14 protein-coding genes and 1 pseudogene are annotated in these 14,694 nt (G+C 42.9%); 7 read left to right on the top strand and 8 right to left on the bottom strand.

Features of this window, described 5'->3' with window-relative positions; translation table 11 throughout:
* Window positions 1-282: 282 nt before the first annotated feature.
* Complete coding sequence (locus FBB35_RS32045) at window positions 283-1,266, bottom strand: vitamin K epoxide reductase family protein (RefSeq protein ID WP_174712996.1); 984 nt, start codon at window positions 1,264-1,266, stop codon at window positions 283-285.
* A 96-nt stretch (window positions 1,267-1,362) separates the two neighbouring features.
* Window positions 1,363-2,211, bottom strand: coding sequence for a photosystem I biogenesis protein BtpA (gene btpA, locus FBB35_RS32050; RefSeq protein ID WP_174712998.1), 849 nt, complete (start codon window positions 2,209-2,211; stop codon window positions 1,363-1,365).
* A 673-nt stretch (window positions 2,212-2,884) separates the two neighbouring features.
* Between btpA and rimO the strand changes: the two genes are divergently transcribed.
* From rimO to FBB35_RS32065, 3 genes are all read left to right on the top strand, one after another.
* Complete coding sequence (gene rimO, locus FBB35_RS32055) at window positions 2,885-4,204, top strand: 30S ribosomal protein S12 methylthiotransferase RimO (RefSeq protein ID WP_174713000.1); 1,320 nt, start codon at window positions 2,885-2,887, stop codon at window positions 4,202-4,204.
* 254 nt (window positions 4,205-4,458) lie between these two features.
* Complete coding sequence (locus tag FBB35_RS32060; protein ID WP_174713002.1) at window positions 4,459-5,991, top strand: DEAD/DEAH box helicase; 1,533 nt, start codon at window positions 4,459-4,461, stop codon at window positions 5,989-5,991.
* 224 nt (window positions 5,992-6,215) lie between these two features.
* Window positions 6,216-6,794, top strand: a complete 579-nt coding sequence (locus FBB35_RS32065) for a Uma2 family endonuclease (RefSeq protein ID WP_174713005.1) — start codon at window positions 6,216-6,218, stop codon at window positions 6,792-6,794.
* 10 nt (window positions 6,795-6,804) lie between these two features.
* Here the strand turns inward: FBB35_RS32065 and FBB35_RS32070 are convergent, their stop codons facing one another.
* The 6 genes and pseudogenes from FBB35_RS32070 to FBB35_RS32095 form a co-directional block, all read right to left on the bottom strand.
* Complete coding sequence (locus FBB35_RS32070; protein ID WP_174713008.1) at window positions 6,805-7,752, bottom strand: aldo/keto reductase; 948 nt, start codon at window positions 7,750-7,752, stop codon at window positions 6,805-6,807.
* 267 nt (window positions 7,753-8,019) lie between these two features.
* Window positions 8,020-8,244 carry a hypothetical protein gene (locus FBB35_RS32075; protein WP_174713010.1) on the bottom strand — a complete coding sequence of 75 codons (225 nt, stop codon included), beginning with the start codon at window positions 8,242-8,244 and terminating at the stop codon, window positions 8,020-8,022.
* A gap of 136 nt (window positions 8,245-8,380) precedes the next feature.
* Window positions 8,381-8,758 (bottom strand): type II toxin-antitoxin system VapC family toxin, encoded by a 378-nt coding sequence (locus tag FBB35_RS32080; RefSeq protein ID WP_174713013.1) that lies wholly within the window; start codon window positions 8,756-8,758, stop codon window positions 8,381-8,383.
* Window positions 8,755-8,970 carry a hypothetical protein gene (locus FBB35_RS32085; protein ID WP_174713016.1) on the bottom strand — a complete coding sequence of 72 codons (216 nt, stop codon included), beginning with the start codon at window positions 8,968-8,970 and terminating at the stop codon, window positions 8,755-8,757. The genes FBB35_RS32080 and FBB35_RS32085 overlap by 4 nt, the downstream gene beginning before the upstream one ends.
* 318 nt (window positions 8,971-9,288) lie before the next feature.
* Window positions 9,289-9,864: a hypothetical protein gene (locus tag FBB35_RS32090; RefSeq protein WP_174713018.1), complete on the bottom strand. Its 576-nt coding sequence runs from the start codon at window positions 9,862-9,864 to the stop codon at window positions 9,289-9,291.
* A 92-nt stretch (window positions 9,865-9,956) separates the two neighbouring features.
* Window positions 9,957-10,244, bottom strand: a pseudogene (locus FBB35_RS32095) (DUF2887 domain-containing protein); the annotation flags it as partial.
* Window positions 10,245-10,522: 278 nt separating this feature from the next.
* Here FBB35_RS32095 and FBB35_RS32100 point away from each other — a divergent pair.
* From FBB35_RS32100 to FBB35_RS32115, 4 genes are all read left to right on the top strand, one after another.
* Window positions 10,523-11,956, top strand: coding sequence for a BCD family MFS transporter (locus tag FBB35_RS32100; RefSeq protein WP_174713020.1), 1,434 nt, complete (start codon window positions 10,523-10,525; stop codon window positions 11,954-11,956).
* A gap of 70 nt (window positions 11,957-12,026) precedes the next feature.
* Entirely contained in the window at window positions 12,027-12,833 is an 807-nt protein-coding gene (locus tag FBB35_RS32105; RefSeq protein ID WP_174713022.1) for an inositol monophosphatase family protein, read from the top strand.
* Between the two features lie 215 nt (window positions 12,834-13,048).
* Window positions 13,049-13,627, top strand: a complete 579-nt coding sequence (locus FBB35_RS32110) for a hypothetical protein (RefSeq protein ID WP_174713024.1) — start codon at window positions 13,049-13,051, stop codon at window positions 13,625-13,627.
* A gap of 106 nt (window positions 13,628-13,733) precedes the next feature.
* The gene (locus FBB35_RS32115) at window positions 13,734-14,690 is read left to right on the top strand and encodes an alcohol dehydrogenase catalytic domain-containing protein (RefSeq protein ID WP_174713026.1); all 957 of its coding nucleotides are present in this window, start codon (window positions 13,734-13,736) and stop codon (window positions 14,688-14,690) included.
* Window positions 14,691-14,694: the final 4 nt, after the last annotated feature.

A 14,694-nucleotide genomic window follows, 5' to 3' on the forward strand; every position in this document is an offset into this window, starting at 1 on the left:
ACAAATTAAGTATAAATCTTGATTAATTTCCTTCAGCTTTAGGTGTTTGCGGATAAAAGGAGCAGCAAAATTGGTTATTGATTATTAGACAAGACTTATTATCTATCACCAAAAACAAAAAAGCCAACTGGAAACAGACCTTGCTGTATTCATCCAGTTGACTCTACTTAGGACTGAGTTCCGACTGATGAGTAATAAAAGGTACTCAATACTGTTGTATCTGACACATATACTGACCTTCCTAATAAATTGGGAACCGCAACAGGGACTTACTGAAGGCAATTATTTGAAATATTTGAAGTTGCGAGGCCCTGTGTAACCAGAAACTTTTGCTAGTTCCTCTAAGTTTTGGACTCCGCTATAGCTTTTACCATTGACAATCCAAGTGGGGAAGCCTTCAATTTTTGCGGTTTTACACAGTTCAGTTTGAGCATTGAGTCCTTCGGGAGCGCACTCTACCTTAACATCTTTGTTGATTATTTCCTCAGCCTCTTTACCAAAAATCATTTTTTGTTCATGGCAGTGAGGACACCAGTAAGCACTGTATTCCTTTGCGCCTATCTTTGCCAGATGGCTTGCTAAGGCTATTTCTGCCTCACCAGAAGTAGTAGTAACTTCCCAACCAAAGGCTGGGTTAGGGTCTCCTTTGGAATTAAAGGTAATTTTTGCTGGTTGTCCTGGAGTTTCAGATATTACATCTGATTTATTGACACCAGCATAAACCCCTAAAGTGCCAATCAGCGTTACCATGCCGACAATCAGGGCAGTAAAGAAGATTTGTCCAATATCCTCCCAAGTGCGACCCATAATCGTTAGTACCAAAAGACTCACAGAGAACAAAGCTGAACCGATACAGTAAGGACAAATAGCTTTAATTTGAGATGCCAACACATACATTAAGTAGCCGCTAAAGACAGACATAGCGATCGCACCCACTAACAGCAGCCACCATGTCAAATTTTCTAATTGTTTGCGGCTATTGTTTTCTCCTGAGTTGAATACCAAGGGAGCTAAAGCCAATATCACCATACTGATGTATGCCAAAAACCCAAACAAAGCTAATGGCTGACCAAAAACCGTTGCCCAAGGACTGGAAAGCACATCATTACAACCCTTAGCGCCAGCCTCTACCACACAAGCGGCACTGCCTCCTGTTAACTTTTCTATGGTGAGATAACCTGTGATCAGGGCACCACATCCAGCGATCGCGGCAATCAATGTCCGTGACCATTTATGAATCCAAGGAGTAGAACGACGGCGAATCATAAACTGCTATTGGGGAATGGGGAATGGGGAATGGGGAATGGGGAATGGGGAATAATAATTGTTCGCTTACTCCCCCTACTCCTCACTCTCCACTTTCTAAGAATGTAACTTTACTTGTTCTGCTAATTTGCTTTCAGCTTTGGAGTTCCAACTGCGACGCGCGGCCTCGACAAATTGGCTGACGCGAATTGGGTCAATTGGTTGCTCAATGCGTCCGTGACGTTTCAGAGAACTGGAAACTATTACACCATCTGCTGCTTGGATCAATGTATCAATATTTTCCCAACTCGCCCCACTACCGATGAATACTGGCGTGCCAGCGGCTGCATCACAAGCTAGTTCCAAATCTTCTAAGTTAGGAGGGCTACCAGTAGCCCAACCAGACAAAATCACTCCGTCTGCTAAACCCCTTTCAATGGTGTCTTTCACGGCGACTGTGAGATTTGGAGAACTCAAAGGACGGGCGTGTTTCACCAACACATCGGCCAGGATTTTAACATCGCTGCCTAACTCCCGTCGATAGCGGAGCAGTTGATGCGCTTCTCCTTCAATTAATCCCTGATCGGTTGCCATTACTCCCGTGAGAACGTTGACGCGGATAAATTGCGCTTGCACACAGCTAGCGATCGCCATTGCACTTTTGCCGTCGTTTCGCAAAACATTTAACCCTATAGGCAAAGTTACCAAGTTTTGTATCCGTTGCACCACAATGGTCATGGCACTCACAACCACGGGATCGACTTGGTTTTTGGTAAAGGGCGCGTCAAAAAAATTCTCCACAATCAACCCATCAACCCCTCCGCTTGCAAGGGCTGCGGCTTCTTGCTCGGCTCGGTCAATCACCGCTTTTAGGCTACCTCCCCAACGGGGCGAGGTAGGCAGTGGTAGCAGGTGAACCACGCCAATAATCGGTGAGCGAGTTTTAAATAATTGATATAAGTCCACGTCTTTAATCCGCCTTGCGGAGTCCAGAGTCTAGAATTTTTTGACTATTGACTGTATGACCCTTGACTCTTGACTTTTCATTAACTAGTCAAATGTTTTTTATGATAGTCGGTTTACTGCCTCCTTCCTTAGATGGAAATTGGCGTGAAACCTCCCATAAGATATGTTAAGATAAAACTTGGCTACAAGAGGAGTTTGCCACTCACTAGACGCAAGGCAGCTTTCCGTGGTTTAGGCATATTGTCCGCGCTCAGTCGCAAGACTTGCCAATGGCCAGGTTAGTATTACTGCTTTATCAAGCGTAGTCGCTTTCGTCGATTTCCCGGAGGGTAGCGACTTCTCAACAACAAGCCCTTTGGGCGGCTTCCCGATGGGTAGATAACAACGCACACGCTATGGTAATGTAAAATACCAATAGGCAAATTGTTAAAAAAGATTACAAGTGTCAAATGTACCCAAAGACACTTCAATTTACCCTGGGGAACAGATTGATAGGAATATCATAACATGACCTCTATTTTTATTTATTGATAGGGTTATGAATCCACGTAAAGTTACTAACAGTGGGGATTTGCCACTGTAGTGTTTTCATGAAGATGCTGATAGCAAAAAAGCGAAGTTAGCGCCGGAATGTTTAACAACAAGAAGAAAAAAATGAAGATGTTTTCAAAATATGGGTGACAAGCCAACAATTGCCATTTCTCACCTGGGCTGCGAGAAAAATCGAATTGATACAGAACACATGCTGGGAATGCTCGTAGAAGCAGGCTACGGTGTAGATACAAATGAAGAATTAGCAGATTACGTTATTGTTAATACTTGTAGTTTTATTGAAGCAGCGCGGCAAGAATCTGTCAGAACTCTGGTAGAACTGGCAGAGGCAAATAAAAAGATCGTAATCACTGGCTGTATGGCGCAACACTTCCAGGAACAACTTTTGGAGGAGTTACCCGAAGCAGTAGCGGTGGTGGGTACTGGCGATTATCACAAAATTGTTAATGTAATTGAGCGTGTTGAACTTGGTGAGCGGGTCAAACAGGTTAGTATTGAGCCAACCTACATCGCCGACGAAACTACACCGCGCTATCGCACTACAACTGAAGGCGTAGCTTACCTCCGCATTGCGGAAGGATGTGATTATCGTTGTGCATTTTGTATCATTCCTCATCTTCGAGGGAACCAGCGATCGCGTACTATTGAATCTATAGTCGCTGAAGCGGAGCAGTTAGTTAGTCAAGGGGTAAAGGAGATTATTTTAATTTCCCAAATCACTACTAATTACGGTTTGGATATTTACGGTAAGCCAAAATTAGCCGAATTACTTCGTGCTTTGGGGAAAGTAGATATATCGTGGATCAGAATGCATTACGCTTATCCCACGGGACTGACCCCAGATGCGATCGCGGCGATTCAAGAAACACCAAACGTCTTGCCCTATCTGGATTTGCCATTGCAGCATTCTCATCCAGATATTCTCCGCGCCATGAACCGTCCTTGGCAAGGGCGCGTCAATGATGGGATTATAGATCGCATCAAAACGGCGCTACCAACAGCCGTATTGCGGACAACATTTATTGTTGGTTTCCCAGGAGAAACACAAGAGCATTTTGAGCATCTACTAGAGTTCGTCGGGCGGCATGAATTCGATCATGTTGGTGTCTTCACCTTTTCCTCTGAGGAAGGAACCCCAGCTTACAAGCTACCAAATCAGTTGGCCCAAGAAGTGATGGACGATCGCCGATACCAACTGATGGAACTCCAGCAACCGATTTCTCAAAAGAAAAATCAGCAGGAAGTAGGCAAAATCGTCGATGTCCTGATTGAGCAAGAAAATCCTGAAAGTGGTGAACTAATAGGTCGTTCAGGTAGATTTTCCCCAGAGGTTGATGGTCTGGTGTATGTCAAAGGCCAGGCAAAGTTAGGAACCATCGTGCCAGTAGCGATTCACCACGCTGATACATACGACCTCTATGGTCAAGTAGTCAATAACTAAGTTGTCATTTGTCCTTTGTCCTTTGTTAGATGACCCTTACAGATTCGCGCTTATTTTGATGTCAATGCTGCATTAATGGCAGTTTTCATGAGGGTTTACCTGAAACGCTGGCGGACTTGCCATAGCCTCTTTAAGAGTTGAGGCTACGCTATCACCCTTGGCTTACTAATAACTAATGACTAATGACTAATGACTAATGACTAATGACTAAATGACTAATCCAAAAATCCTTACATAAAATTTAGGACGAATTAATGACTCTTTCATTCCAAGAATTAGGCATTTCCCAAGAACGTGTCGCCCAACTAGAAAAAATCGGTTTTACCGAACCAACTAACATTCAAGTCCAAGCAATTCCCCAATTGCTGGGTGGTCGTGATGTAGTCGGTCAATCTCAAACTGGAACAGGCAAAACAGCAGCATTTTCACTGCCTATTTTAGAGCGGCTAGATATTAATCAAAAAGCCGTACAAGCCATAGTTTTAACACCAACTCGTGAATTAGCAATGCAGGTTCACGATGCGATCGCTCAGTTCATCGGTGATGAAGGATTGCGGGTGTTAGCAATCTATGGTGGTCAATCAATTGACCGCCAAATGTTACAACTCAGACGTGGCGTTCACATGGTTGTGGGCACTCCCGGACGGGTGATAGACTTGCTCGATCGCGGCTGTTTAAAGCTCGATCAAGTGAAGTGGTTTGTGTTAGATGAAGCCGATGAAATGTTGAGCATGGGCTTTATCGACGATGTAATCAAAATACTCTCGCAAGCGCCAGTAGATCGCCAAACAGCTTTATTCTCGGCAACAATGCCCCCATCGATTCGGATGTTGGTGAACAAGTTTTTGCGATCGCCTGCAACCGTCACAGTTGAGCAGCCAAAAGCCGCTCCCAACAAGATTAATCAAGTAGCTTACTTGATCCCCCGCCATTGGACAAAAGCCAAAGCATTACAGCCGATTTTGGAAATGGAAGATCCAGAAACAGCTTTAATCTTTGTTCGCACCAGACGCACCGCCGCCGAACTCACCAGTCAGTTACAAGGCGCTGGTCATAGTGTAGATGAATACCACGGTGACTTGTCACAACAAGCGCGGGAACGTTTATTGATCAGATTCCGTAACCGTCAAGTGCGTTGGGTGGTAGCAACTGATATTGCAGCACGAGGGTTAGATGTCGATCAACTCTCACACGTAATCAACTTCGACTTACCTGATAGTGTAGAAACCTACGTCCACCGCATTGGTCGGACTGGTCGTGCTGGTAAAGAAGGAACAGCAATCTCTCTAGTACAACCATTTGAGCGGCGCAAACAGCAAACATTTGAACGTCATAATCGCCAAAGTTGGCAATTGCTGTCGATTCCAACACGCGCACAGATTGAAGCACGGCACATCTTGAAATTGCAAGAACAGGTACGGGAAGCTTTAACAGGTGAGCGTTTGGCTTCATTCTTGCCAATTGTTAGCGAATTGATTGAAGAATACGATGCTCAAGCGATCGCCGCCGCAGCACTGCAAATTGCTTACGATCAAACTCGCCCTGCTTGGTTGAGTTCAGATGTGGAAATTCCCCAAGAGGAAAGTTCCGCTCCCAAACCAAGACTTGGCAAGCGTCGTGAATCATCTTCTAGCGATCGCCCCCGTGCTGCGTGGAAATCAGATAGTAACAATGGTGAAGAAAGACATTCTTCTCCCAAGCCAAAACTGCGGACAAGCGGACAAGATTCTTCTGCATCCCCCAGTAAAAAGATAGGTTCACCCATAGCTAGAGAATCAGCTTCTTAGTCAACAGTTAGAAGTTAATCAATTTTGGATTTTAGACTTGTCGTGAGCGTTCAGTCGAACGATTTTTAGATTTTTTCTTCAATCCAAAATCCAAATCTAAAATTGGAGAGTTGAGAGTTAGGAGTCAAGATTTTGACTTTGGCTCTTGACTTTTTGGCTTTTTGGGTAATTTTTTCTACCAGTTTGTAGGAAGATAAATTTAAAGATGCATTCTTAGTGGTCTTATGTTCACTATTCCAGATTTAGAGCAATTACAAGCAGAGCATCCAGAATTGCAAATGGAGTTGGTAGACGGAAATATAATTGTTATGGGGCCATCAGATTATGAGTCAGAGGAAATAGGCATAGAGTTTGCGCGGCAACTGGCTAATTGGGTGCGCCCACAGAAGCTAGGACGGGTAACTGGTTCTAGCGCTGGTTTTATTTTGCCTACATTAGAAACTGAAAACGGGAAAGAAGCTGATAACGAAAAACGAAATCTCCGCGCTCCCGATGTGTCTTTTGTTCGTGCTGATAGACTGAAAACAAGCAAGCGCGACTTTGTAGAACTTGTACCTGACTTGATGGTAGAGATCAAATCTAAGTCAGACCGGATCAAACCACTCGTAGAAAAGATTCAGCTATTTTTACAACTCGGATCTACAGTTGGTATCCTGATTGATCCTGACAAATTAACGCTTACAGTTTATCGACTCAACCAAGAACCAATAGTTTTGCAGGATAACGATAAACTGACACTACCAGACTTATTACCAGGTTGGGAGCTAATAGTGTCAGAAATTTGGCCTCCTGTGTTTGAGTAGTTCAAAAATACTACAGCCAAGGACGGCTAACTAGTTCTAACTCTGCAACTTCATCCTCGCTCAATCTCCAGCCTAAAGCACCAGCATTCTGACGCACGTGTTCGGCTGTCTTTACCCCAGCAATGGGAATAACATTGCCCTGAGCAATTAACCAGTTGAGAGCAACTTGGGCGGGAGTGCGATCGTATTTTTCCCCGAAGTTGCGTAGCAAGGATATGACTGGGGCAATTTTTTGCAGACCTTCTTTCTTAAATCGCGGGTCTATTTTTCTCGCACCAGTGGGGATTTCAGTACTATCAATACTGTACTTGCCAGTGAGTAATCCCTGAGCTAGAGGACTATAAGCCAAGATAGTTACACCCAACTCACGCGCAATTGCGATAATACCTTGGCTTTCAACTTGACGACTGAGTAAAGAATAACGCACTTGGTTGACAGCCAAAGGTACTCCACGGGCCGCCAATATTTGATGCGCGTCTCGCATTTGCTCTGCTGAGTAATTACTTACACCAACCGAGGCAATTCTGCCCCGCTTCACTTCATCGGCTAGGGCATTTATCAGAGTTTTTTGGCTTAAAAAGAAGGCAAAAGGCCAATGCACTTGGTACAGCGCGATTCGCTCTAATTGTAAACGTTTGAGGCTGGCTGTTAAAGCATCAGATACAGATTGGGCTGTAAATCGCCACGGTAAAGGGCCAAATTTTGTGGCAATTTGTACAGGTTGTTGTGTATGTTGGAGAAATTGACCCAAAAATTTCTCTGATAATCCCATTCCGTAGACTTCGGCAGTATCAAAGAAGGTAATACCAGCTTCTAAGGTTGCTGTAAAGGCTTCTTGTAACTGTTCTGGGCCGTAGGCGTTGCCATAATTCCAAAATAGTTTATCACCCCAAGCCCAAGTGCCTATGCACAAAGGTGTAACAACTGGGCCATTTTGCCCCAATGTGATGTTTTCCACAGTTGCAAAATTTAGTTTATTTACATTTCTTTACTTTTATAGTCTATCGTTACAGACAAGATTGGGTGCGATCGCCACGACTTGGCTGTAAATCTTGTGGTGTCGTAGCTACACCCGTCGTAGACATGGCGGTTTGTATAAAGATTTAAATCCTGAATCAAACGCGCAGAAACAAGATCCCCTACTTTTCAAAAAAGTCGGGGATCTGTGGACTGCAATTCTTACAAATCAAATAGGATTGCTATAGTTGAGTGTATTTATTTGTATTTAAGAATTAGATGATTTATCCTGTTTGGCTTTTTTGATCAATTCCATGTAGACATTAATCTCACTAATTTCAACATCATGCTCAACTCTGGTTACTTTCCATCTCTCTTTTTTTAGGTAAACTTCCTCTCCTACTCTCGGAATAAATTGGAGATCGTAGAACTTTTTGAGAAAATCTTTTTGATTTTCTTCCCATAATATTACTTTGACTACTTCTTTACTCATTGCTTATGCCTTTTTAGTTACTAGATGAAGGTAAGTAGTTGGATGACATATATACGGCAAGTTTATCTTACTAATTCAATGGAATAGCGTAGTTAAAACCACATTTTCACAATGTTTCAACTGACCTGTGTAATGATCAGGGAAACCACAATTCTAGACTCTTAAACCAACTTAAATCTCTGTAATCTAAAGTCCAAACACTAGAGGCATCTTCTAAAGTTCCTTGCCAGTCTGGTATCTGGCGAACCATGCTGTAAATCTCCTGAAACATTTCCATGCTCACTGGTACAGTCACTGTGTTCTCACTAATGACACCTATTGCAGTTATTGCAGCACGGCTCGATTGTTCTCGTAGCACAAACTTGTAAACTTCAAACAGCACTGGTAGAGGGGTTAGAACCTCACCAAACAACGCTGGTAACTTACTAAAACCTGCTTTGCATTCCTGATGGTAGTCATCTTGGACAGAAACCAAGGCAATCAGGGGGCCTGCATCCAAAACGAGACGCTTCATCCTTGTATCAAATAGTCTTCATTAACTGAAGCATCTGTAGGAGCATTTTCCACGATTCCTGCTAGCGATAGTAGCCTTGAACCATTTTTGGGGCGTAACTTTTCCGCCAGTGCTTCCTGTACAACACTTGATGGGCTTTGCTCTGGGTGATCTTTTAAGTATTGGTCAAGTTGTGTCCACAACTCATCAGGAATATATAGTGTGCGTTTCATTTTTTCAGCCTCTAGAGGTACAACACTAGTTGTACTCTCATTGTAGTTGCTGGAGTGCGATGGCGTACCCGCCCGCCTCCGGCGATCGCTCTTTTTTCGCTAGTTCCTGCTCAATGTTGCGATCGATCTTTGTTCAAGCTTTTTGACTTTTATATTGTCACGGGCAAAATTGCGAATAGGGCATTGAGCATTAAGGATTTGGCGCATCATTTTTGAGAGTTCTAATAAGTCATAAGTAAGAAAAGCTTGTGGTATCAAAGTGAAAAATAGGTTACTACAAGGGTTCTTTAAGCCAATGCTGGGTAGTTTATTTAGAACTTAAGTAACAGAGGGTAGATAACTCGCAGCCGCCATAACAAAAAAGATTAGACTCAATGCTGCAAACCCAAATCCAATATTAACTGCGAGGTGTTTGTTACGAACATTCCTTGAGAGTATATATATTTCTTCTGCAAGCACTTTAAGCTCAAATTCCTCTTCAATGGACTTAATAGTAGCTTGAAATTTATGAAAATCTAAAGCCTCAATAAATTGGAAAAACCACATTATCATTTCTGGAGGATATTTGTCAGTATCTTGGTATTTCGACTCAGCTTTTTTAATAATTTGCTTAACTTCTTTAAGTGAATATATTCGTGACCAAACGCAAAAAACAGTAGATCCAATTGATACTATTAATGATAAAAGCATTAATATCAGGTTTAGCCATGTTACCCAACTGAATGCAGCAAGAATTGCTCGCAGTTTATCAGGTTCAGAAAAGATCGTGCTTGTTAGAAATGCCAAGAAACCAGTATCAATAGCTAAAACTACTTGAGCCTTTGAGTCTGCACTTTTATACCAGTCTAAAACACTGTCATATAGTCGGCGTGCGTACTCCAATTTGCTAGACATAGTCGTATACCATAACCAACCGCTTGCTTTTGAAGTTTTCCATTATACTTATCCGCCACTTGACTAGTTATTATACAGTTTTCTCCGGATATTAGTGCATTTTGGGTAGCTACCCGATGGTAGAGGGCTTCATCTGTCTTGGAAAGTTGCTCTACTTGGGGAGACCCCAAGACCGCACTTTCCGCTTTTTGGAATTGAACTTCAGCAAAAAAGATCGCTCTGGATGTTGCATCCTCTCGAGGTAAAAACACACTATCGATGCGAAAAGCGGTTTCTTTGACTTCAACTGATTCAAATCGATAGTTTTGCCTTTGCAGAGGAGGATTATCAATTAGTTCAAAGAGTAACCCAGGAAAGCGTTTAAAAATTTGATAGTAAATGGAGTCTCGTGTTCACTATTTCATCCTAAAATTCTCTTGTTATGCGTAGGCGTAGCCCGCACTTCGACTTCGCTCAGTGACCATCGTAGACATCGCAGATTACAACCAAGTCATAAAAATTAATCCTAACTTGGCTGAAGCGTACACCCTAATTGAGGTGTATAATAGCTTGCCAAATCGCAACTTCAACTTTTCGTTCGCTGATTTTAAGCGAGTAGGGTTTATCTTTATTTAAATAGAGAGAGATTAAATCCTATAAACCATACGAAAAAGTAGCTATGGCAAGCGGTGAAGTATTTGATACCGAAAGAAAATCCCTATCTGTGCCAAGGGTAAACCTGCTAACCATGTTCCGGCTGGGTTTATTTCAAATGGGGTTGAGCATGATGTCTATTTTGACTCTGGGCGTACTTAACAGAGTCATGATTCAAGAAATAGCAATTCCGGCGACGCTGGTATCAGTAGTTCTAGCACTGCCCTTATTTGTTGCTCCTTCCCGTGTCTGGTTCGGCCAGATTTCGGATGCCAAGCCGTTATGGGGATACCACCGCACAGCTTATGTTTGGGTAGGTGCGGCAATATTTGCGATCGCAGCATTTTTAGCTATACAAGTAATGTGGCAACTAAATCTTGCCGCTACTAGTGCAGGTGGTTGGACATGGACAACCCAAACAATCGGCTGGACAGCACTTTTGGCTTTGGTTTTCGCTATCTACGGTTTAGGAATTTGTGCTAGCGGTACTGCATTCGCTGCTTTGTTGGTGGATATATCTGAAGAAGATAACCGATCCAAAGTAGTTGGTGTAGTTTGGTCGATGCTAATGGTGGGGATTATTGTTGGGGCGATTATCAGTGCCAGCTTGCTGAAACAGTTAACGCCAGAAGCAACCTTAGAAACCTTGCAAGCATCTATCACTAGGCTGTTTACTATCGTCCCAGCAATTGTATTTGGTTTAGCGATCGCAGCTACATTAGGCGTAGAAAAAAGGTACTCCCAATACTTAACCCGTTCCACACTAGTAAACCGGGAAGACAGCATTACTCTTGGCAATGCTTGGAAAATCTTGACAGCTAGCTCACAAACAGGTATATTCTTCTCCTTTTTATTGGTGATGACTATCAGTTTATTTATGCAAGACCCGATTTTGGAACCTTATGCGGGTCAAGTGTTTAAAATGCCCTTAGCAGAAAGTACCAAATTAAATGTTTTTTACGGAACTGGTCTACTGATTGCCTACGGCGTTACTGGCTTTTACATTGTCCCGCGTTTGGGTAAGCGCAGAACTGCACGTCTAGGCTGTATGTTAGTAGCATTCTGTGCAATCTTGCTGGGTATATCAGGATTCACAGCTAATGCAGCAGTTCTCAAACTAGCTTTGGTATTGTTCGGTTTAGCCACAGGTTTCTTAACTACAGCAGCAATTAGCTTGATGCTGGATCTCACCGCAGCAGAAGCCGCAGGTACGTTTATTGGCGCATGGGGATTAGCGCAGTCAATTTCTAGAGGAATAGCGGTGGTAATCGGAGGTACAGTTTTGGATATTGGACGCAAGCTGCTACCAAGCCTAGAACTAGCTTATGGACTGGTATTTATTCTGGAAGCCGTGGGAATGGTGCTGTCGATTTGGTTTCTGAATCGGGTAAATATCACAGAATTTCAAACAAGTACAAAGCTTGCGATCGCTTCAGTCTTAGAAAGCGATTTAGACTAAACTGTATAGGGCATTGGGCATGGGACAAATGACCAATGACCAATGACCAATGACAAATGACTAATAACCAATGAATGATTTTTGGACAACAATTCTTGATTTTGCCCAAACTACCACTACCAGAGTGGGCAAGCAGCTAATGCAAGATTTTGGGCAAGTCCAGGCTGACCAAAAAGCTGATGGTACTTTGGTGACGCAAGCAGATAAATGGGCAGATCAGGAAATTCGGGATGCGATCGCTTCTACTTTCTCTGGTTATGGCATTTTGAGCGAAGAGAGCGATCAGTCATTTCCCGGTACTGAGTGGTGCTGGGTAATCGATCCTCTCGATGGTACAACCAACTTCACACGCGGCATTCCTATCTGGACAATTTCTCTGGGTTTACTGTATCGAGGTACACCCATTTTCGGTTATGTTTACGCACCAACCTTGAATCAAGCTTTTCATGGTTTCTGGGCAGGTTCATCTGGTTTAGCAACACCAACAGGAGCATTTCTCAACCACCACCCCATCCACACTAGTATTGATAGTCCCAGCAATAATCACTTTTTTAACTTCTGTTCCCGTAGTACCGCAGCTATCAAAAACGGCTTTCCCTGTAAAATTAGGATGTTGGGTGTAGCTAGCTATAATTTTTTGACAGTTGCTACTGGAGCTACTCTCGGTGGGATTGAGGCGACACCAAAAGTTTGGGACTTAGCGGGGGCTTGGGTAATTGTCCAGGCTGCTGGTGGGGTATGGTCATCGCTAAAGTCAGAACCGTTTCCGTTGTCACCGGGCGAGGATTATAGCGATCGCTCTTTTCCCACTTTGGTTGTCAGTTATCCCGAATTAATCCCAGTATTTCAACCTTTTCTAGATGGCGTAAAAATCTAATCAGCTGCTCTCATGCTTAAAACGATTATTTTGTCAATCAGAGTAGTGAGCGGCGACATCCCCGACATCAAAGTTAATAAAGCCCTAGTTAGACAGAGAATTGAGTATAAATAAAACTGGTAATAATCCTGATTTAAGTGCAAAACCAATGTAGTTACTAATTTAAGTACCGTTGTGGTTTATATCACACTGCTTAATTTAGTATAAATAATTTTATGTTGTCTAATCTAGATTTAATTCGAGAGTTTGTGCAAAACTCTATCCAGAAAAAAGAAGTTTTGTTGTCAAACCCTGCTTTGACAGCGCAAACAGCATACAAGACTAACCAACTAACAGCAAAAGCCGAAGGTGTGATTGCTACCGTCCAACTATCTAACACACCATCTGAATTCTCGATTTCTCCAAAATCATCCCAGTGGGAATTGATAAATCAGGTATTAGCAGAATATAGTTATCTTCTCAAAGGAGAAGTAGATAGTCGCGGTTTTTATCAGTATCAATACAGCGAAGTTCCCAAAGGCTATAAGATGCACTGTACTAAATCTGTACTTTTATGGCGAGCTTGGTGGAAATATCGCAAGTATACTTCAAGACTAGGAATTCCTTTGGAACTTCTAATTAGAAGACGAGATTCATGGTATCCAATTAGAGATTTAATTATTAGCGACGGACTTCTTTATATCAAAACTTTAGGAAGTGAGATAGCGCTGGACTCAGAAGACTTGGTTACTTGGTTAAGCAAAATTGACGTAACTAAAACTCAAGAAATACCTATACCTAGTACAGAGACGTAATTCATAATCACTTTGCAGACGCTGTTTATACCCACTCTTGTAAGGTTGAATTGACTACAGTCGATTCATTATTTTGCAAAGATTTTTGAAAATGGTGTAAAGAAAAATGAAAGGACTTTGGCTCGAAAATAACCAGTTGCAGCTACGTACAGATATTCCTATTCCTGAACCACCAGCAGGAGAAGCTTTAGTACGCGTCTTGCGTGCGGGTATCTGTAATACTGACTTGGAACTACTCAGAGGCTACTATCCCTACACTGGTATTTTGGGACATGAATTTGTTGGCGTGGTTGAAAAAGGGCCAGAACACTTAGTTAACCAACGTGTAGTTGGAGAAATCAACGCTGTGTGTGGGCATTGTCGGTTTTGTATCAGTGGACAACCAACTCACTGCGAAAATCGCACAGTTTTAGGTATTGTCAATCGGAATGGAGCCTTTGGTGAATATCTCTGTTTGCCGATAGAGAACCTGCATTTAGTACCTGAGAATGTGCCAACAGAAGTAGCAACATTTACCGAACCAATAGCAGCAGCTTTGGAAATTCAGCAGCAAGTGCCATTGTGTCCAAACGATCGTGTGTTAGTGGTTGGAGATGGTAAATTAGGACAGTTGGTAGCCCAAACATTAGCGCTAACTGGCTGTGAACTCTTAGCTGTAGGCCGACATCAAGACAAACTTGCCAACTTAGAGGCACGGGGGATTAAAACTGGTTTAGCTGATACTGTAAAAGATGGATATTTCGATGTTTCAGTAGAATGTACTGGCAACCCAGAAGGATTTGCGATCGCTCGCCGCGCCCTCCGTCCCCGTGGTACGCTTGTACTTAAAAGTACTTATGCTGGCAACCTCAGCTTAGATGCTTCTTCTTTAGTAGTGGATGAAATCACCCTCATCGGCTCCCGTTGTGGCCCCTTTACCCCAGCCCTCCAGCTACTAGCCACAGGACAAGTTGACGTACAACCCCTGATTTATGCCACCTATCCCCTCATTGAAGGGCTTGCAGCTTTTGAACACGCCCAGAGTCGGGGTGTTTTAAAAATATTGCTGGAAATTGGTCAATAGTTAT

Origin of the sequence: Nostoc sp. TCL240-02, assembly GCF_013343235.1 — a bacterium.
GTDB lineage: Bacteria > Cyanobacteriota > Cyanobacteriia > Cyanobacteriales > Nostocaceae > Nostoc.